Consider the following 19,589-nt stretch of genomic DNA (forward strand, 5'->3'; position numbering starts at 1 on the left):
TACATGACTAACTACTTAGTTGGCATCAGCGTAATTTCACGCACATCGCATCTAGGGGCGGCAGAAATAGCATACACAACCGCATCGGCTATATCGCTGGGGTCTAGCTTGTCTGGCTTGGCTTCATCAAAAAAGGGCGTGTTGACCATGCCGGGGCAGATGGTGGTACAACGGCCATTCCATTCAGCCATTTCGGCGGCTAGATTTTGGCCAAATCCGTAAGCAAACCACTTCGAGGCACCATACACAGAACCTTTCAATGTGATCTTGCCTGCAATGGAGCTGGTAATAATAAAATGCCCTTGGGTTTCTTTTAATGCGGGAAGGCTGGCTTTGGCGGTAAACAACAGCGCATTGATATTCACGTCCAGCATCGTTTTCCATTCGTCAGGATCACCGTTTTCGATGCCCGGAGCGTTAACGCCTGTGCCTGCATTAGCGAACACCACATCGAGTCTGCCGAATGTTTCTATGGCTTTGTCCACCACGTTTGTAATTTCGTTTAGCTTGGACACGTCTGCCGTTACCGCTAACACCCTGTCGTTGGCACACCTTTTGACTATGTCATTTAGCTTGTCGGTACTTCTCGCCGTAATAACGACTTTGTGCCCCGCCTCGATGAGTTTCTCAGCTGTGGCTGCGCCAATACCGCTAGAGGCACCTGTGATCAGTACGATTTTTTGGTCAGTCATTGCTTTTACTCCTCATTAGAGGCTGATACACCCCTGCCCGGCACATTCACTCCTTCGGAGCAAATTGGTCGAAGACCTCTTGCCCTGTCATTTTCTTTGTTTTGTTCTTGAACTCGTAGAATGCGGGCTTTTCATCAATGAAGATCTCACTATTCAGCGCGAATTGCTCGCTCTGGAATAGTCCTGCCGGGATGATGTACTCATTGTTTGGAAGCAGATGATAGAAGAGATGCGTACCGCATTTGGAACAAAAGCCACGCTGCGCCCAGTCGGAAGACTGGTAAGTTGAAGGCTCGTCTCCCTCAAACTTTACGTTCGAGCCACAATGGACTGCAAACATTGGTCCACCAGACCAACGTCTGCACATAGAGCAGTGGCAAAGCCCCACTTCAGCCTGGCTTTCCGAAACAACTTCAATAGAACCGCACAAACATTTACCTTTCATGTGAGTCTCCATGGCTGATCGATGGCCCTTGCCAACGACTACAGCACGTGCGGCTGCTGAATGGAAGCGAAGCCGCGACAGACAAGCTGTCGCCGTGACTGGCCTGACTATCTGTTTTTCACCTGAGATCAGAGCCCATCTTTTATCATTCCTTTGATTTTCTGTGCTTTTTCAAAATGGTCAAGCTGGTGCGTCTGTATCCACCATGTAGCTGCTTCCATTAACCGCTCTGGGTCATCATTTTTGTTGGCGAAGAATGCATAGAAAGAAAGGCCGACAGTGCTGCCTTTAGCCGCTATTTTTTTGTCACACACTTCGACTATTTTGGCTCTCAGATCACTTCTCATTTTTTGGTTGTTTCCAAGCTCGTTTCACGTTTTCAGTCTCAAATTTAAAAACAGGTTAGTTCAGTATTACCGCGAGCTCCACGGAAATGCGAAGCTTCCTGATTTCGTGAATTCAACAATGCTGTATAAAAAACAGTGTTAGGCGCGCACATAGCTGTACAGCGCAGGCGGCACAAAGCCTTAGCCTCGCCTTCGGCGGTCAAGCCTAGAAGGCTATCCAGTTTGTGCGGATTTCAAATGTATTGAGTATTAAACGTCGTGGAAAACTGACTTTAATGGTGCTCCGGGCCGGAATCGAACCGGCACGACCGTGAGGTCGAGAGATTTTAAGTCTCTTGTGTCTACCAATTTCACCACCGGAGCATTCGGGGGGAAGTTTTGAGGGCCGGAATTGTATAAGGCCATGGGCGATAACGCAATTCAAAACGCCCTCAGTCAGCTTTTCCCTCAGGCTACTGGCTTTCGGGCCATCCCTTTGTAGATATACCCGGCTATCTTCGGTGATTTCGGAATGTAGAGATTTTCCAGTTCCTCAAGCTCAAACCCGGCATGGCGAATCAGGTCTGCGATATGGCGATTCAGGTGGCAGCCACCCGCCAGTTTTTTCCAGCTTGGGTTGATACGATTTTGCCATTTACGGGTGCTGTCATCGGGAGACTCCCCATGCTCCAGAAACAGGAGTTCCCCACCGGGCTTTAACACGCGTTTCATTTGCAGCAGCGCCGCGTTCCAGTCGGGAATGGTGCACAGGGTGAAGGTAAGCAAAACGGTATCCACGCTGTTATCTTGTAGCGGTATTTGCTCCCCCGGCAGGCCCAACCATTCCACATGAATGGGCGCGCGCTCCAGATTTGGCTGTGCTTTGCGGCGCATGCCTTCCGAAGGCTCCAGGCCGTAAACCATCTCCACGGTATCCGGGTTGTAAAATTGCAGGTTAATACCCGATCCCATGCCTACTTCCAGCACCCGCCCTTTTGCTCGCGGCACAATCTGGCTACGCAGTTTCATCACCTGGCCTAAAGAGCAGGCTTTGTCGATAATATGCGGCAGGATGCGTTCTTCGTAAAAGCTCATGCTTTTCACCATACTTGTTTTTAATCAACGGGTGCGACAATCTGCCCTATCGGTTTAGCAGCCATATCCAGTAGCATGCTCTCTAACTGCCGGTAAAAACAATATTACAATTCAGGCTGTGGCAGCTGTGGAGTGAGTGCGCTGTGCTCGCTTATTGTGACGTTAACCTTTACCGGGGGTTCCTATGGAACTAGATCCTCTCATCCTATCGCGAATCCAGTTCGCTTTTGTCGTGTCATTTCACGCCATTTTTCCGGTGTTCACCATCGGTCTTGCTTCCTACATTGCGGTTCTTGAAGGGCTTGGTTACAAAACCAAGAACCCGGTATGGCTGAAGCTGTCTTCGTTCTGGACCACGGTGTTTGCGGTGGTCTTCGGAATGGGTGTGGTGTCCGGGATTGTTATGTCGTTCCAGTTTGGTACCAACTGGAGCAATTTCTCCCAGGCGTCTGCCAACTTCCTTGGGCCCATGCTCAGTTATGAAGTTATTACGGCCTTCTTCCTTGAAGCGGCGTTTCTTGGGGTGTTGCTCTTCGGGCGCGATCGTGTGCCACCTGGTGCGCATCTATTTGCCGCAATCATGGTCGCCACGGGCACGTTCATATCGTCGTTCTGGATTCTGTCGGCTAACAGCTGGATGCAAACACCTGCCGGAACCGAACTGCGAGATGGCATTTTCTACGTTACTTCCTGGAGTGAGGCGATTTTTAACCCCTCCTTCCAGTTCCGCTTTGCCCATAAGGTTATCGCTTCGTTCCTGACGGGCGGCTTCGTTGTTGCTGGTGTCAGTGCATGGTATCTGCTGAAAGGCCGTGAGGTGGAAGCAAACCGCAAAGCGCTTTCCATGTGCCTTTGGTTACTGTTGATTCTTGCACCAGCACAGTTGGTAGTTGGCGATTTCCACGGGTTGAATACCCTTGAGCACCAGCCAACAAAAGTGGCGGCAATGGAAGGCAACTGGGAAACCTCCCGCAACGTTCCGCTGTTGTTGTTCGCAATTCCTGACCAGGAAAACCAGACCAACCATTTCGAAATTGGCGTGCCCGGGCTTGCCAGCCTGATTCTTACCCACGATTGGGACGGTGAAATTCCTGGCCTTAAAGACGTTCCGGTAGCGGAGCAGCCGCCGGTTGCCATCGTATTCTGGTCGTTCCGGATTATGGTTGGGCTGGGAATGCTGATGATTCTTTTCGCCCTTACCGGGCTTGTTCTGCGCTCCGGCGGCCGCTATTGGCGCTCATCCTGGTTCCTTCAGGGTATGCGGTTTATGAGTGTTACGCCGTTTATTGCTGTTCTCACGGGCTGGTTTGTAACCGAGTTTGGGCGGGCTCCATGGCTGGTCTATGGAATGATGACTCAGGCTGAGTCCGTCACTCCTTCCCTCACCGGTGGTATGGCACTGTTTACGTTGATTGGTTACGTGGTTGTGTATGCCCTGGTGTTCACGGCCGGCGTGTATTACCTCATGCGGGTTCTGTACGAGGGCATGGAGAGCAGTCAGCACGAGCCAGACATTCAATCTGAGCGCCCCAAACGGCCTATGTCTGCTGCGCACACGTCGTTTGAGCTCCATGACTCCAAAGAACAGCCGACCAAACAGGGAGGACACTGATTATGGAACTGCTTGATTTGGCACTCGTATGGGCATTCATCATCGGTTTTGGTGTGATCATGTACGTGTTGATGGACGGCTTCGATCTGGGCGTGGGAATACTCTTTCCCTTCGCCCCGACAGAGCAGGATCGCGACGTGATGATGAACTCGGTTGCTCCAGTATGGGATGGCAACGAAACCTGGCTAGTGCTCGGCGGTGCCGGCTTGCTGGGCGCATTCCCGTTGGTTTACAGCATATTGCTGCCGGCATTATACATTGGTGTGTTCCTGATGCTGGCCGGCCTGATTTTCAGGGGCATTGCCTTTGAGTTCCGCTTCAAAGCGCGCACCTCCCGTTATCTGTGGAACTGGGCCTTTGCCGGTGGCTCAACTGTGGCTGCATTCGCTCAAGGCGTTGTTGTCGGCACCTACATTCAGGGCTACGAAACCGCCAATGGCGTGTTCATTGGCGATGCGTTTGACTGGCTGACCCCATTCACCGTACTGACTGGCCTTGGCCTACTCGCAGGCTATGCGCTATTGGGCTCCACATGGTTGATTATGAAAACCGAGGGCCGTTTACAGGAGTGGGCGTATAAAATCACCTTACCTCTTTTAGCTGCTGTACTTGTGGTGTTTGGCATTATCAGTGTGTGGACACCGTTTATTGACGATATGGTTCGCGACCGCTGGTTCAGTAACTTGACCATTATCTGGGTTCTGCCTGCACTCACCTTGCTGTGCGCGTTCCAGATTTTCCGGTCGGTTCGCAACCGGTTTGAAGGCATGCCGTTTGTTGCCACTATGGGGCTGTTCATAACGGCTTATCTGGGACTGATTGTCAGCCGCTGGCCCTACCTGGTTCCACCCAACTACACCCTGTGGGATGCAGCCTCGGCTTACGATTCGCAGCTTTTCCTGTTGATCGGCTTGCTGATAGTCATTCCGTTTGTGCTGACCTACACGGCGTGGACCTATTGGGTATTCCGCGGCAAGGTACGTGCTGGAGAGGGTTACCACTAAGTGAGCGAAACAGCTCTCGACCAGCGTGTCGTTCGGCGCTGGCTTTCAGGGCTTACACGCGGCAACCGGCGCTGGATTCAGGGCACGGTTGCCGCAGGTACCCTGGCCGGCGTCGCAACCATTCTGCAGATGGTTTTTCTGGCGCGCATTGTTCACCTTGGTGTTATTGAACATGCGCCGGCCTCTGAGCTGACGCCCTATTTCTTCGGCCTTGTTTTGGCCATCGTGTTTCGATCTGTGGCGCAGGGTTTGCAAACTCATCTTGCGGCTCGATGCAGCGAACAGGTGCGGCGTACTGCAAGGCGCCAGATTCACCAGCACTGGTGCAACGTCGGGCCACTCGAATTGGGGCAAACCTCTGCAGGTAGCCTGGCAAGAGAGTGGATTGATCACGTTGATGCCTTGCACGGGTATTTCGCGCGTTTTCTTCCCCAGATGACGCTTTCCCTGATCGTTCCGCTGTTGATTCTGGTGCTGGTGTTTTATCTCGACTGGCTCGCCGGTATCTTTCTGCTTCTGTCAGCTCCTTTGATTCCTTTCTTTATGGCACTGGTGGGTATGGGCGCGGAGAAGCTCAACCAGCAGCATTTTGCGACTGTGAGCCGTTTGTCTGGCCAGTTTCTGGATAAGGTTCGAGGCATCACCACTCTGCAGCTGTTCGGGCAAACCGAGAGCGCTGCAGAAGTGATTCAGCAGCGTTCGGATCAGTACCGCAGAATCACTCTGAAAACCCTGCGCGTAGCGTTTTTATCCTCAGCGGTTCTGGAATTCTTCGCCTCCGTCGCAATCGCCGTCATCGCCATCTACATCGGCTTTGGCCTTCTGGGTTACATAACCTATGGGCCATCTTCGGATTTAACGCTCTTCTCCGGGCTGTTGATTCTGTTACTGGCGCCGGAGTTCTTTCAGCCGTTGCGCATTCTCTCTCAGCACTACCACGACCGGGCTGCTGCGCTTGGGGCCGGTGCGGAGATTCTTGCCCGGCTGAACGATGGCGAACCGGCTGCTTCTTTCTCCAATGCGGAAGCAGAGCGTATGGATGCTCAGCCGACAACCGATGAGCCAGGCACCAACGGCAAAGCAATCGGGTTGAACGCCGTGTCACTGGCTTTTCGCGCTGACCAGAAGGTTCTTAACGATGTCTCTCTGATGATCGGTGAAGGCGACGTGATTGCCCTTACCGGCCCTTCTGGAGGCGGCAAATCCACGCTTCTGAATCTTCTTGCGGGTTTTTTGGTACCAGACAGCGGCGATATTCACCTGTTTGGCATGCCCGCAGGCAGCTTTGCCTTTGGCTGGCTGGGCCAGAGCGGATTTCTTGTGCACGGCACCTGGGCGGATAACCTTCGGCTGACCAGCCCGGATGCGTCTGACGTAGCGATCGAAACTGCCCTTCGAAACGTTGGCCTTGGTCCTTTGCTGGACAGCCGGAAAGACGGTATTTTCAGTCAAGTAACAGAAGACGGCCAGGGGTTATCCGGCGGCCAGGCCCGACGCCTGAGCCTGGCCCGAATATTTGTAGCGGATTACGATGTCATTCTCCTGGATGAGCCAACTGCCGGCCTCGACAGCGACAGTGAGATGTATGTTCTTGAAGCGCTTCACAAGCTTGCTCTGGCCGGCAAGACACTGATCTTTTCCACCCATCATCAGGCGCTGCTGGCTCTCGCCAATCGTGTGTTGTTGGTTTCTGGCGGGGAGGTTAACGATGTCTGACCTCAAGCCATGGCTAACACTAATATACCAGCGCCCGGGCAGGCTCTTTATCGGTGCCCTTCTGATGTTGGCCGCCCTGCTTTCCGGGCTGGGGCTGCTTGCGCTTTCCGGCTGGTTTATCACTGAAACTGCGCTGGTGGGCGTTCTTCTTGCGGCCAGTTTACCGGCCACGATTAATCTGTATGTGCCAGGTGGTGGCATCCGCTTTTTTGCAGTATCCCGCACGGTGTCCCGCTATGTGGAACGGCTGTATAACCACGATACCGTGCTGCTACTGCTCACAGATATTCGCGTCGCCTTGTTTCGAAAGCTTGCCGCCGCCGGACGAGGCCAGAGACGCGAACTGACTGGCGCCCAGTGGTTATCGCGGCTTACCAGCGATGTAGATGCTCTCGACACTCTGTACCTGCGCCTGATTGCGCCAACGGCTCTGGCCGCATTCGTAACGCTCCTGCTCTTTGGGCTGACTTGGATACTGTTTGATGTCAGGATTGCCGCTAGCGTCGCCCTGATACTCGGCATCGCATTTGCAGTGGCCACAATCGGTGTTTACGCTAGAACAGCCAGGATTGCAGCCCGGCAGAGTGATCAGCAGGAATCTCTTCGTATGGCGGTTGTAGAGCATCTGGAAGGTTTTGCAGAGCTTACTGCAGCTGGCCGCGTAGGCAAACACGGTGCATGGCTTATGCGCCAGGCGCACCAAACGGCAACGGAGCAGGTAAAAGCGGACTCCCGCACCGGCTGGCATCTGGCAGGCTCTAACTTGCTGATTAATCTTTCTGCAGCATTTGCGCTTTGGGCAGGCTTTGAGTTGTTCCGCGCCGGCATGATTTCCGGGCCCGTTCTGGTTCTGTTGCCTATTGCCCTGCTCGGCCTGGCTGAGGTCTACAGCATGCTGCCGGAAGCCTTCGGCAAGCTGGGTGCCACGCAGGCATCTGCTGCTCGCCTGAACCGCGATTGCAGGAGTAATGATTTACAGCAGTTGCCAGAAGAGGCCATTGCGCTACCTGAAGGCACTGCCCTGCTGGCGAAAGATCTAACCGTAAAGCATCCGGAGCATGCGCCGCTTTTCACGCATTTTGATCTTCAGGTCAAAACCGGCGAGCGAGTGGGCATCCTTGGTCACTCCGGAAGCGGCAAGTCCTCTCTTGCGGATACGTTCTCCGGGCTTCTGGCTCCTTCACATGGCGCCAGTTCAGGCCTTCCATGTGCGTATCTCACTCAAAAAACCGTGTTGTTTGAAGATACGTTGCGGGCAAACCTGTTGCTAGGTGCTCCGGAGACAAGCGATACGCAGCTTTGGCGTGTTCTTGAGATGGTGGACCTTGCCGAGAGGTTCGGTTCGGAACCGGATCAACTTGATACATGGTTGGGGAGTTCCGGAAGCCGGCTTTCAGGAGGTGAGGCACGTCGCGTTGCGCTCGCCCGAGTGTTGTTGAGCCCTGCCCCCTTGCTGATATTGGACGAGCCGTTTACCGGGGTTGATGCACCCACGCGAGAAAAGATCACCAAGCAAATGGATGTCTGGCTGGAAGGACGAACTGTAATCAGCTTGGCACACGGGCCGGATGCCCTTCCGGGCACCGACCGTGTGGTTCAACTGGGAGTTTAAGCCCTCGTTTTTACCGCGTTTCCAATACCTCGAACGTCAGCCCCGCTTTACTGGTCAAACGGCCCAGCAGCTTATCGCTGAGTATCGATGCAGGGGTCCAGAAACCGCCCGGCTTATCTGCAGGAATATCGAATGCCAGGCACATGCCGGCTTCACCCAGCATTTTACCGGTAGAGCCGTAGCCTGGGTCGGCATCACCGGTCACCTTCGTGATCATGGTTTTGCCATCCTGAGTACGCCCCACGAAACGAATATCATAAAACCCGGCCTTTTGTGCTTCGGGGCTGGGGCCTTCGCCAGGCTGGGGTACAAACTTTTCGACCACCCATCGGGTTGGCTTGATTGCAGAGGCGGTCAGGAAGCTCACCAGTGCTGCGGTAACACCGTAAGCTGTGAGACGCCCCTTAGTACCCGCACCCGTCATTATGGCTTCATCGTAGGTGAATTCCTTGCCGTAACGAGCATCTTGCAGTGCGTTAGAGCGGTGTACTATGCGGGTATTTATTGCACCCATCACGAACGGTGCCAACCAGGTATTGAAGGTTTTATCGAACTCTGCACCTTTCAGGCTCGGCTGGCGTGCTTTTGAGCGATGCCCTTCTGGGCTGATCGAAAAGGGGTTTGCCAGCTCTTTACGCAGTTTCGGGTCAACAGCCACTTCTTTGGCGATGTTGATCATGGAAGCGACGGTACCGCCTGAGATACCACCCTTAGCTACCTTCACGCGCATGCGTACATCCTGACATGCTTCACCAAAGGTTTTCTCCGCCTGTTGTTGCAGGAACCAAACGCCCATATCGGATGGGATGGAATCAAACCCGCAGCAATGCACAATGCGCGCGCCAGATGCCCTTGCCTGATCTTCATATCGGTCAACCATCCGGCGAATCCACTGAACTTCACCCGTCAGATCGCAGTAATCGGTGCCGGTCTCTACGCAGGCTTTTATCAAGGGCTCACCAAATAAGGCGTATGGGCCAACGGTAGAGATAATCACCCGGGTTTGCTCACACATGGCCTTCAAGGCTGCGTCGTCGGTGGAGTCTGCAAGTATCACCGGAAGTTCAGCGGCACCAGCACCCAAACCTGATTTGAGGGTATCAAGCTTGGATTCTGAGCGACCGGCAATGGCCCATTTAACCTCGCCAGCAACGCCATAGGAGTCATACAGATATTGCGTGAGTATCTGGCCAACAAAGCTGGTCGCACCGAACACAACCAGGTCGTATGTGGTTTCTGCTGATTTGGTCATTGCCTGTCCTTTTTCTGAAGTTTTTTGCTGAAGTTTTATGTATTTTCAAGGCTATTTACAGCGAGTTTCAATAGTTGGATCTTAACAGCTTTGGGCTACTGTTCTAACTTCGCAGGAAGCGCTTTGGCGACGTCGTCACGGCCAATCGCACGGCTCGGTCTATAGGGCACACTGCTGAACATAATAGATACACCCTTGGAGTCTCGAATTGGCTAACTTCCTCCTGATACTTTGTTTGATTCTCACTATATTCAGTGGTGTTCTTTGCTGGCAATTTATGGAACAGCGAAAAATTCTGGCCCGTCTGATAGCCGAGACTTCGGGAAGCAACGCATCGGCTAATCTTGAGGAAGAGCCGGATTTGATCCTGACGCTTAAAGTACTCAATCCGATTGCGGTGGCAAAACGTGAGTCACGTTCTGCGCGGGTACTCGCCGATAAACTCCCTGTTATGGTACGCAAAATGGTTTACCAGGGTGTTATGAAGGAACTGGAGCAAGAGATGATGGAGCGTGAAATCGAGGTGGAGCTGAATATTGAATACCGCTAGGAGTATCGCATAGTGACTGCCAAGCTAGCCCTGGCATTGCTTCTATTGATCATTGCCTCAGGTGCTCTTGGCTATGGATTCGTGCAAGCCAGGCGTTCCAGAGTTCTCATGCGCAAGTTGAATTCATACAGCATTGCCGTCAACAGTGCCGTTCAAAAACGCCGCCTCGATCTCTATGAGGTACGTAACCGGGCAAAACTATTGGAAAACACAGTATCTGGTGGTACGAGTGCCGTGGAAAAGGTGCACAAAGCGATCGCCAACACTACTTTTGGCCTGGTTGAGCGCCTCTCAAAAGACAACGAAACCCGCGAAAATGCTCTGAAAGCCCGAAAAACCCACGATCAGACCAGCAAGCAGGTTTATCATGCGGTCCGCACTACGAACAAGGCCATTCATTTACTTGCCGACTCCCTTTTTATCACTAAAGCTGAGAAGCGGGTGATGTTAAAAAGGAATACTCCTGAGCAGAAAAAGAGCGACCAATAGGGCGCAAGGCAGATCAGCTCTTTTTGAAGCGCTTTACGGTGGCCTCTACAGTAACCGTAAGTGACTCAAGCTCTGCCGCACGCGCGAGACCCTCTGCTCCGGATCGATACAAATGTGGCGTCATCGCCAGCAAGTCAGAAACAGACTGTTTATCTGGAAGAGTGAGGCTGAAACGAACGGCAGACGTATCCACAGTTGTGAAACCCTCAGGGGCATCACTCGGCGACTGCCGGGACTCTTTCAATTCGGAATATATGATTTCCCGCAGCTCTATGAGGTGGTCTGGCCCAGAGTCTACCTGCACTATCTCCCCGCCTGGCCTGAGCACTCGGGCAAACTCCTTGTAAACCGGAAAGCCGAACAAGCACAGTATGCAATCCAGCGTTTCAGGCAGCACAGGCAGATTAGCGTTACTGCCAACGACCCATGCGGGCGCTTTGTCCTGTTTGGCCGCAGATAATATGGCCCACTTGGAGATATCCAGCCCCAGCAGCGCGAGGCGCGCGGTATTTGGCATTTTCCCTGCCAGATAGCGCATGTAGTACCCTTCCCCACAGCCTGCATCCATGCAAGCGATAGCCGCATCACTGTGGTTTTCATGGAACACTGCCCGATAAACTGCTTCAGCAATGGGCTCATAAAATCCCGCGGCCAGAAACCTCTGGCGCGCCGCAACCATCTCCTTGTTATCTCCGGGATCTTTGGAGCGTTTATTCTGAACTGGCAGCAAGTGGACGTATCCCTGGCGCGCAATATCAAAACTATGGCCAGCACCACACTGCCAACTGCTCCCGTTTAACTGCAGGGCAGATCCGTCGATTGGGCAAGCAAGAGCTTCAAATGGGGTGATGGTCATTCACAGATATCCGCATCGGAAAAGATAACGAGTACAGGGTTACAGTTTAGGATTATCCAACAAAAAAGACACCCGTGGGTGTCTTTTTTGTTTACTGACAGAGGGTTATAGAACCTTCTTCAGCTCTTCCTCAAGTTGCGGTACTGCTTCAAACAGGTCCGCTACCAGGCCGTAATCGGCAACCTGGAAGATAGGCGCTTCTTCATCCTTGTTGATCGCAACGATCACCTTGGAATCAGACATACCGGCCAAGTGCTGGATAGCACCGGAGATACCAACAGCAATATACAGCTGTGGCGCAACAATCTTACCGGTCTGGCCTACCTGCATGTCGTTCGGCACGAAGCCTGCGTCGACTGCTGCACGGGAAGCACCCATACCAGCGCCCAGCAGATCAGCAACCTGCTCCAGCATCTTGAAGTTGTCGCCGTTCTGCATGCCACGACCACCGGAGATAACAATACCGGCGCTGGCAAGATCAGGACGATCAGATTTGGCTTTCTCTTCACCCACAAACGAAGACAGGCCTGCGTCTTTTACAACGTCCAGCTGCTCAACAGCAGCAGAGCCACCTTCAGCGGCTACTGGATCAAAGCCTGTCGGGCGTACGGTGACAACCTTGATGCTGTCGCTGGTCTTAACCGTTGCGATGGCATTGCCGGCGTAGATCGGACGAACGAAGGTGTCTGCAGATTCAACGCGGATGATGTCAGATACCTGAGCAACGTCCAGCAGCGCTGCAACGCGCGGCATGAAGTCTTTGCCCGTGGTACCGGCAGAGGTCAGGATGTGGCTGTAGCCCTTACCCACTTCTGCAACCAGCTCGCCCAGATTCTCACCCAGGAAGTGGCCGTAGGCTGCGTTGTCGGCAACCAGTACCTTTGCAACGCCTTCCGCCTTGGCGGCAGCTTCTGCAACCGCGCCACAGTTTTCGCCGGCAACCAGTACATCAATGTCGCCACCGATGGCCTTGGCAGCCGCTACAACGCTCAGAGTCGCCTGCTTCAGGCTGCTGTTGTCGTGTTCAGCAATTACAAGGATGCTCATTTAGATCACCTTCGCTTCGTTCTTCAGTTTATCGACCAGCTCGGCTACGTCTGCCACTTTAATACCTGCTGAACGGGCAGCCGGTGCTTCCACTTTCAGAGTGGTCAGGCGCGCTGCAATCTCAACACCCAGATCCGCCGGGCTCATCACATCGAGCGGCTTCTTCTTGGCTTTCATGATGTTTGGCAGGGACGCGTAACGCGGCTCGTTCAAACGCAGGTCGGTGGTTACAACTGCCGGGAGGCTCAGGGAAAGGGTCATCAGACCACCGTCTACCTCACGGGTAACATTGACTTTTTCGCCATCAACAACCACTTCAGACGCGAAGGTGCCCTGGCCCATGCCAGTCAGCGCAGCCAGCATCTGGCCGGTCTGGTTGTTATCAGAATCGATGGACTGTTTGCCGAGAATAACCAGTTTTGGCTCTTCTTTCTCAACCACAGCCTTTAGTAGTTTGGCTGCGTCGAGGGACTGAACGTCCTCATCGGCTTCAATGTGGATACCACGGTCAGCGCCCAGCGCCAAAGCAGTACGAATCTGCTCCTGACATGCCTTGGGGCCAATGGAAACCACGACAATTTCGTTTGCAATGCCCTTTTCCTTCAGACGAACCGCTTCTTCAACAGCGATTTCGCAGAATGGGTTCATTGCCATTTTGACGTTGGCGAGATCAACACCAGTGTTATCCGGCTTGACGCGTACCTTTACGTTGTAGTCGATTACTCGTTTTACAGCGACCAGAACCTTCATAGATTCCTCGTTCTTCTACGATGGGTTAATGACTCTCAACCAAAAAATACTCTTAGACAGGCCCTGAATGGGCGGGTGACAGAGCATTCTCGATTGCTGCGTCTCGGCAAGATACCGGTAAACTGGTATACAGACCGAACGTTACAAACAGCGGCCTCGCACTGGGGCCATCCGTCACGGCGGACTAATACTGAAGGCAAAGATTAAACGGGTCAATAGTCCAGTTAGACGCGCCACAGATGTTTTCTGAGCCAATTAACCGATACAGCACCTGCTGATAAGGGCAGAAACACACGCACCGGGCGGCTCAGCGCACTGTTTTACAGTACGAATCTACAATGCCAAACCTTTGGCTAAAATTCAAACAAACGTTTGTTTGAATCCTCAAATACGTTATCCTTTAAGCTCATAAAGGCTGAGTATTCGCCTGTGGGTAGTCGTCTGGGCAAACATTTACCGGTATGATGGCGCCCCAGAATTTTAAAAAAGCCTACGGGCATACAAAATCCATTAAAAGATGTTTGAGGAGACCAACGTGGAACGCGAATCGATGGAATTTGATGTTCTTATCGTCGGCGGCGGCCCTGCTGGCTTGTCGGCAGCTTGCCGAGTGATGCAGCTGGCACAAGAGTCTGGCGAAGAACTGACGGTGTGCGTAGTAGAGAAAGGTTCTGAGATCGGCGCGCACATTCTGGCCGGCACCGTATTTGAACCCACCGCCCTCAATGAACTCTTTCCCGATTGGAAAGAGAAAGGCGCCCCACTGAACACTCCGGTTACCCGTGACGATATTTTCCTGCTGAAGAACCAGGACAAGGGAACCAAGATACCAAACGCTTTCGTACCGAAGAACATGCACAACCACGGCAACTATATTATCAGCCTTGGTAACCTGTGCCGCTGGCTTGGTGAACAGGCGGAAGCCTTGGGCGTAGAAGTTTACCCGGGGTTTGCTGCAGCTGAGACGATTGTAGAAGACGGCCAGGTTAAAGGCATCATTACCGGTGACATGGGCGTTGCAGCCGATGGCTCGGAAAAAGACGGCTACATGCCGGGCATGGAACTGCGCGCCAAGTACACACTGTTTACCGAAGGCTGTCGTGGGCACCTAGGCAAGCGTCTGATTAAAGATTTCAATCTCGACGAAGGCAAAGACCCCCAGCATTACGGCATCGGTATTAAAGAGCTGTGGGACATTGACCCTGCCAAACATGAGCCAGGCCTTGTTGTTCACACAACCGGTTGGCCTCTGACAGAGACCGGCTCTACTGGCGGCTCCTTCCTTTATCACCTTGAGAACGGCCAGGTCTACGTTGGGTTGATTGCTGATCTTTCCTACAGCAACCCACACATGAGCCCGTTTGAAGAATTCCAACGCCTCAAGCTCCACCCTGAATTTCGAAAGTACCTGGACGGCGGCAAGCGGGTATCCTATGGCGCCCGGGCCCTGAGCAAGGGTGGATACAATGCTCTGCCCAAGATGAGCTTCCCCGGCGGCCTGATACTGGGTTGCGATGCGGGCACCCTGAACAGCTCCAAGATTAAAGGGTCTCACACTGCTATGAAATCAGGCCTTTTGGGCGCTGAAGCAGTATTTGAAGCACTTAAGAGTGGCCAGACTGGTGAGGAAATTACCAGCTTTGCAGACCGTTTTGAAAAGAGCTGGCTGTATAAAGAGTTGTACGATGAGCGCAACTTTGGTCCAGCGATGCATAAGTTCGGCAACTTCATTGGTGGAGCAGTTGCATTCTTCGAGCAGAACATTCTGCGTAGAAGCCTGCCGTTCACGCTGCGTGACTTGACGCCCGACTACGCCACAATGAAACCTGCGGCTGAGTGCAAAAAGATCAACTATCCCAAACCGGATAACAAGCTGACCTTTGATCGCCTGACGTCGGTGTTTATTTCCAACACCAACCACGCGGAAAACCAGCCGGTTCACCTGAAGCTGACCGACCCTGACATCCCCATTAACCACAACCTGCCGAAGTACGATGAGCCTGCTCAGCGCTACTGCCCTGCAGGGGTTTACGAAGTGGTTGAAAAGGACGACGGCAGCGGAATGCGCTTCCAGATCAACGCTCAGAACTGTGTTCACTGTAAGACCTGTGACATCAAGGACCCTGCCCAGAACATTACCTGGGTAACGCCCGAAGGCGGCGGTGGTCCCAACTACCCCAACATGTAAGTTGGCGTGGTAGCCTAAAGTATCGATTTACCCGATGCTTTGAAAGAACGGAGTTGCGGTTGAATCCGCAGCTCCGTTTTTTTATGCACGCTTTATAGGCGCACAAAAAAAGGGCTCCCTTGGGAGCCCTTTTCAGAACCGGCACTTACACTCTTAGTGAGCGTGACCGTGTTCCTGCTCTTCTTCAGTGGCGTCACGCGCTTCGATGACTTCAACATCAAAGTGCAGGGTCTCGCCAGCAAGCGGGTGGTTCGCGTCGATGGTGACGGTTTCTTCGCTTACTTCCACAACACGTACAACCTGGGGGCCGCCCGGGGTCTGTGCCTGGAACTGCATACCTGGCTCGATGGTGTCGACACCTTCAAACGCGGTACGTGGAACTGGCTGAACCAGCTCTTCGTTGATTTCGCCGTAGCCTTCAGCAGGCTCAACAGAAACTTTAACCTGGTCGCCTGCGCTCTTCTCGTTCAGTGCGCTTTCCAGCCCACCGATGATGTTTTGTGCACCTTCCAGATAAGACAGAGGCTCGCGACCTTCGCCACGGGAGGAGTCCAGCTCTTCTCCCTGGTTGTTGGTGAGCGTGTAGTGGATGGTAACAACGCGAGGTTGGGCCATGTGATCTCCTTGAGTGTCGCAATGACTGTTTGATTGATTAAGGGCAATCGAAAGTAATCATGAACAGCCAGACTGAACAGAGGGACTAACGACCACCGGGCCTCGTTTGAGAGCCAGGCTCGTAACAAGAGTGAAAACACAGTTTAACAAGTGACAGAGTGCGTTTTCCACCGTCATTTCTGGGGGCGCCCCCAGGCTTTTCAACCGCCCTGCCCGATTTTGTAGAAATTTCCGTGACTGAACACGCCCAATATCGGCTTTCCGTCGATGGTTTGTTCCACAACGTACTCTGCCAAATCGTAGTAAGCCGCGGTTACCAGGCGGGCGTCGACACCGTGGCGAACCCGCACTATGGGCCGGGGTTGATCCGAATCCCCATAGCTTCCGACTTCCAGCGGGTGGTCCTTGCCAACTTCAATCGTTTCGCCCACGTTGGTGGTTAACTTGATAACCTGATACTCGCCGCTTCCCTCAACGGTAAGAGAGTGAGCAAGCAAAGGCGTATCCTCTACCTGAATCCGCCACTTCTCTACAGGCGTTACCAGGTAATAGTGCTCGTCTTCTTCACGGCGGAGTATGGTTGAAAACAATTTCACGATAGCTTCCCGGCCGATTGGGTCGCCCTTGTGAATCCATAGGCCATCACGGCTAATCCGCAGATCCATGTCTCCGGAAAGTTCCGGGTGCCATTTGTCCAACGGTGGATGGCTGAGATTTTTTCCAGCTTTCTGCACCTGTTCAACAATATTGTCCGGGCTTTGGCTCATATCTCTGCTCCGTTAACCGGTAATTTACAACCCACGCTGCCACTCAGCCCTGAGCGGCACTGCGCCCGGGCTTGTGATGGCAAGGTTAACCTGATCCAACAATTTCTGCTTGTCCCGCCCCAGGGTTCCTTTAAGGACCAGATAATTTGAGGCGTGGTCGCTTCTGAATATGGTTCTATCAAGTTCAAGGTGCTCGAGAAAGGTTCGAATCTCCTCAAACAGGCCTTGCTGGGAAAGCGGTACAAAATCAGCACCAAACCCTTCACGGAAACGTTCTTCGCCCTGGGGAAAGCTGACCACCAGAGTAGAGAGGTAATCGGGCTGGGTTTCGTTGCACAAGGTTGCCGTATTGATGGCATGTTGGCGGGAAAGGGTTTCGCCACCTAAACCATTCAGCACCATTACAGAACTGGTTAGCCCCGCTTCACGAATTTTCACCAAGGCAGAACGCGTTGATTCCCAGGTTTCCCCTTTATTGATGCGCCGCAAGACCTCGTCGTCCCCCGATTCCATTCCAACGTAGAGAATCTTTAGCCCGGCTTCCCGCAGCTGTTTGAGTTCTTCCACAGTCTTCTTGGCAAGGTTTCTGGGAAGGCAGTAGCTGGACACTCGCTGCAATTCCGGGAACGCCGCATTCAACTCCCCCAGTATCTCCAGCAATCGCCGGGTGGGCAGCACCATGGCGTCTCCATCCGCCAGAAACACCCGCTTTACTCCGCCCAGGCTTTTGGCTGCATTTTCAATATCCTTGCGGACATCCTCCGGCTTGCGGGCGCGGAATTTCTTCTGTGGCTGAGTATACATTTCGCAGAAGGTGCATTTATTCCAGGAGCAGCCGTTAGTAACCGGCAGAATTAGCGATTTTGCTTCGCTCGGTGGCCGAAAAACCGGCTCAACATAGTCAATAGGAAAACTGTACATAGTATGTACTCAAACAATAGAAGTGACCCTGACCAACATTCAATCAGGGCAGAAACTGAGTTTTCAAGTCTGCGCAACCAGGCCCTACTACGGGCATATCAAGAACCACTGCTTGCGAAGTCATAAAGGGTATACCGCGGCGATGCCCATCAATGAGCAATGTAGACAAGGCTCCCACCAATGGCATATGCGATACCAGCATCAACGGTGAGTGCTTGTTTTCAAGCAGAGCATTCAGACAAACCCCAGGGTCGTCATCCGGTGTGATGAAATCTTTCTCTTCCACAGGGCAGTTCAGGATTTCAGAGACAATGGCCGCGGTTTGTCGTGCGCGTATGTAGGGACTGCTCCAGATTACTTCTGGGCGCCAAGGCGACGAGGCGATCTGCGTCGCGCACTGCGCAACCTGCTTGCGGCCAATTTCGGTGAGCGTTCGTTCCTGATCAAGCGAGTGCCAACCAGCCTCGCCATGACGCATAATGAGCAGATGCACAGTTAACCTCCACTAGTGGCTCCCGTATTACTCTTTATTCTGCGACTGTCCTAGGCAGTATGAACTCCACATCGGAGTTCTGCACGGACATCATCAGCTTGTTGATTACGACACCGATGGGCGCGTCTCCGTACAAAATCTCAAAAAGCCCGCGAACCAAGGGCATGTAGATCCCTAGCTCTTCAGCCTTTTCTTTCACCAGCTCCAGGGTGTAAATACCTTCCGCTACCTGTCCTAGCTCAGCCACTGCATCATCCAGCTTCTTACCCTGGCCTACAGCATGGCCAACCCGGAAATTTCTGCTTTTTGAAGAAGTGCAGGTAGCAATCAGATCGCCTACGCCCGCAAGCCCCAAAAAGGTCATTGGGTTGGCTCCAAGGCTGACAGCAAAGCGGCTCATTTCCGCAAGCCCGCGGGTAATCAGCATGGCCTTGGCGTTTTCACCCATATTCAGGGCGGAGGCTAAACCAGAAACAATGGCGTAGATATTCTTGAGTGCGCCCGCTAGTTCTACGCCATAGATATCCACGTTGGCGTACACACGGAAGTACTCACATCCCAGAAGATCCTGAACCCGGCTTCTTACCTGGGGATCTTTGGCTGCAATCACCGTGGCGGTAAGCTCCCGGTTTGCGATTTCGTTCGCCAGGTTCGGGCCGCTTAGAACCCCAATACGACAGTGAGGAATCTCTTCCTGAAGAATTTCGCTCATGAGCTTGAAGCCATTCGCTTCTATGCCCTTGGTCAGGCTTACAACAATCTGCCCTTGAGGAAAGTTGCCACTGTTTTCTTTGATTACGGCACGGAATGCCTTGCTGGGGATAGCGACAAATACGATTTCCGCCTTGCTTACAGCGCTGGCCAGGTCTGTGGTCGGCTGTATATCGCCTTTGATTAAGACACCAGGCATATAACGGCTATTAATGCCGGTTTTGCGTATTTCTTCAGCTTGGGCCTCATCACGCATCCAGAAGTGAACCCGGTGGCCATTCTCACCGAGTACCTTTGCCAGGGCAGAGCCAAAGCTGCCGCCTCCGAGCACCGCTACATCGTGCACCGGCGCTTCGGCCCCGTTTTTTAGAGGCTCGTTTTTTTCAGGCATAGTTGTTCCGTCTGTTTTGAATCAGGTTCGAATCTGTTGGGGCCTTGATGAGACAAC

The 19,589-nt window shown here is 53.0% G+C and carries 20 protein-coding genes and 1 tRNA gene; 7 read left to right on the forward strand and 14 right to left on the reverse strand.

Annotation, left to right across the window (positions count from 1 at the left end; genetic code table 11):
- Positions 1–11: 11 nt before the first annotated feature.
- From Q0824_RS02195 to Q0824_RS02215, 5 genes are all read right to left on the reverse strand, one after another.
- Positions 12–692, reverse strand: a complete 681-nt coding sequence (locus Q0824_RS02195; protein ID WP_298447134.1) for an SDR family oxidoreductase — start codon at positions 690–692, stop codon at positions 12–14.
- 46 nt (positions 693–738) lie between these two features.
- Positions 739–1,137 (reverse strand): GFA family protein, encoded by a 399-nt coding sequence (locus tag Q0824_RS02200; RefSeq protein ID WP_298447135.1) that lies wholly within the window; start codon positions 1,135–1,137, stop codon positions 739–741.
- 128 nt (positions 1,138–1,265) lie between these two features.
- The gene (locus Q0824_RS02205; RefSeq protein ID WP_298447136.1) at positions 1,266–1,484 is read right to left on the reverse strand and encodes a DUF6500 family protein; all 219 of its coding nucleotides are present in this window, start codon (positions 1,482–1,484) and stop codon (positions 1,266–1,268) included.
- 276 nt (positions 1,485–1,760) lie between these two features.
- Positions 1,761–1,847, reverse strand: a tRNA-Leu gene (locus Q0824_RS02210).
- A gap of 84 nt (positions 1,848–1,931) precedes the next feature.
- Positions 1,932–2,558: a class I SAM-dependent methyltransferase gene (locus tag Q0824_RS02215; RefSeq protein WP_298447137.1), complete on the reverse strand. Its 627-nt coding sequence runs from the start codon at positions 2,556–2,558 to the stop codon at positions 1,932–1,934.
- Between the two features lie 184 nt (positions 2,559–2,742).
- Here Q0824_RS02215 and Q0824_RS02220 point away from each other — a divergent pair, with 184 nt between their 5' ends.
- Genes Q0824_RS02220 through cydC form a run of 4 tightly spaced genes read left to right on the forward strand, consistent with a single transcriptional unit; the run spans position 2,743 to position 8,502 of the window.
- The gene (locus tag Q0824_RS02220) at positions 2,743–4,170 is read left to right on the forward strand and encodes a cytochrome ubiquinol oxidase subunit I (protein ID WP_298447138.1); all 1,428 of its coding nucleotides are present in this window, start codon (positions 2,743–2,745) and stop codon (positions 4,168–4,170) included.
- A 2-nt stretch (positions 4,171–4,172) separates the two neighbouring features.
- Positions 4,173–5,174, forward strand: a complete 1,002-nt coding sequence (gene cydB, locus Q0824_RS02225; RefSeq protein ID WP_298447139.1) for a cytochrome d ubiquinol oxidase subunit II — start codon at positions 4,173–4,175, stop codon at positions 5,172–5,174.
- Entirely contained in the window at positions 5,175–6,890 is a 1,716-nt protein-coding gene (cydD, locus tag Q0824_RS02230; protein WP_298447140.1) for a thiol reductant ABC exporter subunit CydD, read from the forward strand.
- Complete coding sequence (cydC, locus tag Q0824_RS02235; protein WP_298447141.1) at positions 6,883–8,502, forward strand: thiol reductant ABC exporter subunit CydC; 1,620 nt, start codon at positions 6,883–6,885, stop codon at positions 8,500–8,502. The genes cydD and cydC overlap by 8 nt, the downstream gene beginning before the upstream one ends.
- 10 nt (positions 8,503–8,512) lie before the next feature.
- Here cydC and Q0824_RS02240 read toward each other — a convergent pair whose 3' ends face one another.
- Positions 8,513–9,754 carry a saccharopine dehydrogenase NADP-binding domain-containing protein gene (locus tag Q0824_RS02240; RefSeq protein ID WP_298447142.1) on the reverse strand — a complete coding sequence of 414 codons (1,242 nt, stop codon included), beginning with the start codon at positions 9,752–9,754 and terminating at the stop codon, positions 8,513–8,515.
- Between the two features lie 277 nt (positions 9,755–10,031).
- Here Q0824_RS02240 and Q0824_RS02245 point away from each other — a divergent pair, with 277 nt between their 5' ends.
- Positions 10,032–10,304, forward strand: a complete 273-nt coding sequence (locus Q0824_RS02245) for a hypothetical protein (protein WP_298447143.1) — start codon at positions 10,032–10,034, stop codon at positions 10,302–10,304.
- A 12-nt stretch (positions 10,305–10,316) separates the two neighbouring features.
- Positions 10,317–10,793, forward strand: coding sequence for a hypothetical protein (locus Q0824_RS02250; RefSeq protein WP_298447144.1), 477 nt, complete (start codon positions 10,317–10,319; stop codon positions 10,791–10,793).
- Between the two features lie 13 nt (positions 10,794–10,806).
- On the opposite strand, the gene Q0824_RS02255 is transcribed toward Q0824_RS02250, so the two are convergent.
- The 3 genes from Q0824_RS02255 to Q0824_RS02265 all read right to left on the reverse strand — a co-directional run bounded on the left by Q0824_RS02255 (position 10,807) and on the right by Q0824_RS02265 (position 13,446).
- On the reverse strand, positions 10,807–11,649 hold the full coding sequence (locus tag Q0824_RS02255; protein WP_298447145.1) for a putative RNA methyltransferase: 843 nt from the start codon (positions 11,647–11,649) through the stop codon (positions 10,807–10,809).
- A 105-nt stretch (positions 11,650–11,754) separates the two neighbouring features.
- On the reverse strand, positions 11,755–12,696 hold the full coding sequence (locus Q0824_RS02260; RefSeq protein WP_298447146.1) for an FAD-binding protein: 942 nt from the start codon (positions 12,694–12,696) through the stop codon (positions 11,755–11,757).
- Positions 12,697–13,446 carry an electron transfer flavoprotein subunit beta/FixA family protein gene (locus Q0824_RS02265; protein ID WP_298447148.1) on the reverse strand — a complete coding sequence of 250 codons (750 nt, stop codon included), beginning with the start codon at positions 13,444–13,446 and terminating at the stop codon, positions 12,697–12,699.
- 535 nt (positions 13,447–13,981) lie between these two features.
- Here Q0824_RS02265 and Q0824_RS02270 point away from each other — a divergent pair.
- Positions 13,982–15,634: an electron transfer flavoprotein-ubiquinone oxidoreductase gene (locus Q0824_RS02270; protein ID WP_298447150.1), complete on the forward strand. Its 1,653-nt coding sequence runs from the start codon at positions 13,982–13,984 to the stop codon at positions 15,632–15,634.
- Between the two features lie 153 nt (positions 15,635–15,787).
- Here Q0824_RS02270 and Q0824_RS02275 read toward each other — a convergent pair whose 3' ends face one another.
- The 5 genes from Q0824_RS02275 to Q0824_RS02295 form a co-directional block, all read right to left on the reverse strand.
- Entirely contained in the window at positions 15,788–16,249 is a 462-nt protein-coding gene (locus Q0824_RS02275) for a peptidylprolyl isomerase (RefSeq protein WP_298447152.1), read from the reverse strand.
- 200 nt (positions 16,250–16,449) lie between these two features.
- Entirely contained in the window at positions 16,450–17,016 is a 567-nt protein-coding gene (locus Q0824_RS02280; protein WP_298447154.1) for a DUF1285 domain-containing protein, read from the reverse strand.
- Positions 17,017–17,040: 24 nt separating this feature from the next.
- Entirely contained in the window at positions 17,041–17,937 is an 897-nt protein-coding gene (locus tag Q0824_RS02285) for a radical SAM protein (protein ID WP_298447156.1), read from the reverse strand.
- A gap of 43 nt (positions 17,938–17,980) precedes the next feature.
- Positions 17,981–18,430 (reverse strand): phosphohistidine phosphatase SixA, encoded by a 450-nt coding sequence (gene sixA / locus Q0824_RS02290; RefSeq protein ID WP_298447158.1) that lies wholly within the window; start codon positions 18,428–18,430, stop codon positions 17,981–17,983.
- A gap of 34 nt (positions 18,431–18,464) precedes the next feature.
- Positions 18,465–19,532: an NAD(P)H-dependent glycerol-3-phosphate dehydrogenase gene (locus Q0824_RS02295; RefSeq protein WP_298447160.1), complete on the reverse strand. Its 1,068-nt coding sequence runs from the start codon at positions 19,530–19,532 to the stop codon at positions 18,465–18,467.
- Between the last annotated feature and the right edge of the window lie 57 nt (positions 19,533–19,589).

Source organism: uncultured Marinobacter sp., from assembly GCF_947488835.1.
Taxonomy (GTDB): domain Bacteria; phylum Pseudomonadota; class Gammaproteobacteria; order Pseudomonadales; family Oleiphilaceae; genus Marinobacter.

What these genes read in the sequence shown, in the direction of transcription:
- Q0824_RS02275 (WP_298447152.1), bottom strand. Translation starts at nt 16,249, where the DNA reads ATGGCCCAACCTCGCGTTGTTACCATCCACTACACGCTCACCAACAAC.
- Q0824_RS02260 (WP_298447146.1), bottom strand. Translation starts at nt 12,696, where the DNA reads ATGAGCATCCTTGTAATTGCTGAACACGACAACAGCAGCCTGAAGCAG.
- Q0824_RS02245 (WP_298447143.1), top strand. Translation starts at nt 10,032, where the DNA reads ATGGAACAGCGAAAAATTCTGGCCCGTCTGATAGCCGAGACTTCGGGA.
- Q0824_RS02195 (WP_298447134.1), bottom strand. Translation starts at nt 692, where the DNA reads ATGACTGACCAAAAAATCGTACTGATCACAGGTGCCTCTAGCGGTATT.
- Q0824_RS02255 (WP_298447145.1), bottom strand. Translation starts at nt 11,649, where the DNA reads ATGACCATCACCCCATTTGAAGCTCTTGCTTGCCCAATCGACGGATCT.
- Q0824_RS02200 (WP_298447135.1), bottom strand. Translation starts at nt 1,137, where the DNA reads ATGAAAGGTAAATGTTTGTGCGGTTCTATTGAAGTTGTTTCGGAAAGC.
- Q0824_RS02220 (WP_298447138.1), top strand. Translation starts at nt 2,743, where the DNA reads ATGGAACTAGATCCTCTCATCCTATCGCGAATCCAGTTCGCTTTTGTC.
- Q0824_RS02295 (WP_298447160.1), bottom strand. Translation starts at nt 19,532, where the DNA reads ATGCCTGAAAAAAACGAGCCTCTAAAAAACGGGGCCGAAGCGCCGGTG.
- Q0824_RS02280 (WP_298447154.1), bottom strand. Translation starts at nt 17,016, where the DNA reads ATGAGCCAAAGCCCGGACAATATTGTTGAACAGGTGCAGAAAGCTGGA.
- cydC (WP_298447141.1), top strand. Translation starts at nt 6,883, where the DNA reads ATGTCTGACCTCAAGCCATGGCTAACACTAATATACCAGCGCCCGGGC.
- Q0824_RS02285 (WP_298447156.1), bottom strand. Translation starts at nt 17,937, where the DNA reads ATGTACAGTTTTCCTATTGACTATGTTGAGCCGGTTTTTCGGCCACCG.
- Q0824_RS02215 (WP_298447137.1), bottom strand. Translation starts at nt 2,558, where the DNA reads ATGAGCTTTTACGAAGAACGCATCCTGCCGCATATTATCGACAAAGCC.
- cydB (WP_298447139.1), top strand. Translation starts at nt 4,173, where the DNA reads ATGGAACTGCTTGATTTGGCACTCGTATGGGCATTCATCATCGGTTTT.
- Q0824_RS02205 (WP_298447136.1), bottom strand. Translation starts at nt 1,484, where the DNA reads ATGAGAAGTGATCTGAGAGCCAAAATAGTCGAAGTGTGTGACAAAAAA.
- Q0824_RS02240 (WP_298447142.1), bottom strand. Translation starts at nt 9,754, where the DNA reads ATGACCAAATCAGCAGAAACCACATACGACCTGGTTGTGTTCGGTGCG.
- Q0824_RS02265 (WP_298447148.1), bottom strand. Translation starts at nt 13,446, where the DNA reads ATGAAGGTTCTGGTCGCTGTAAAACGAGTAATCGACTACAACGTAAAG.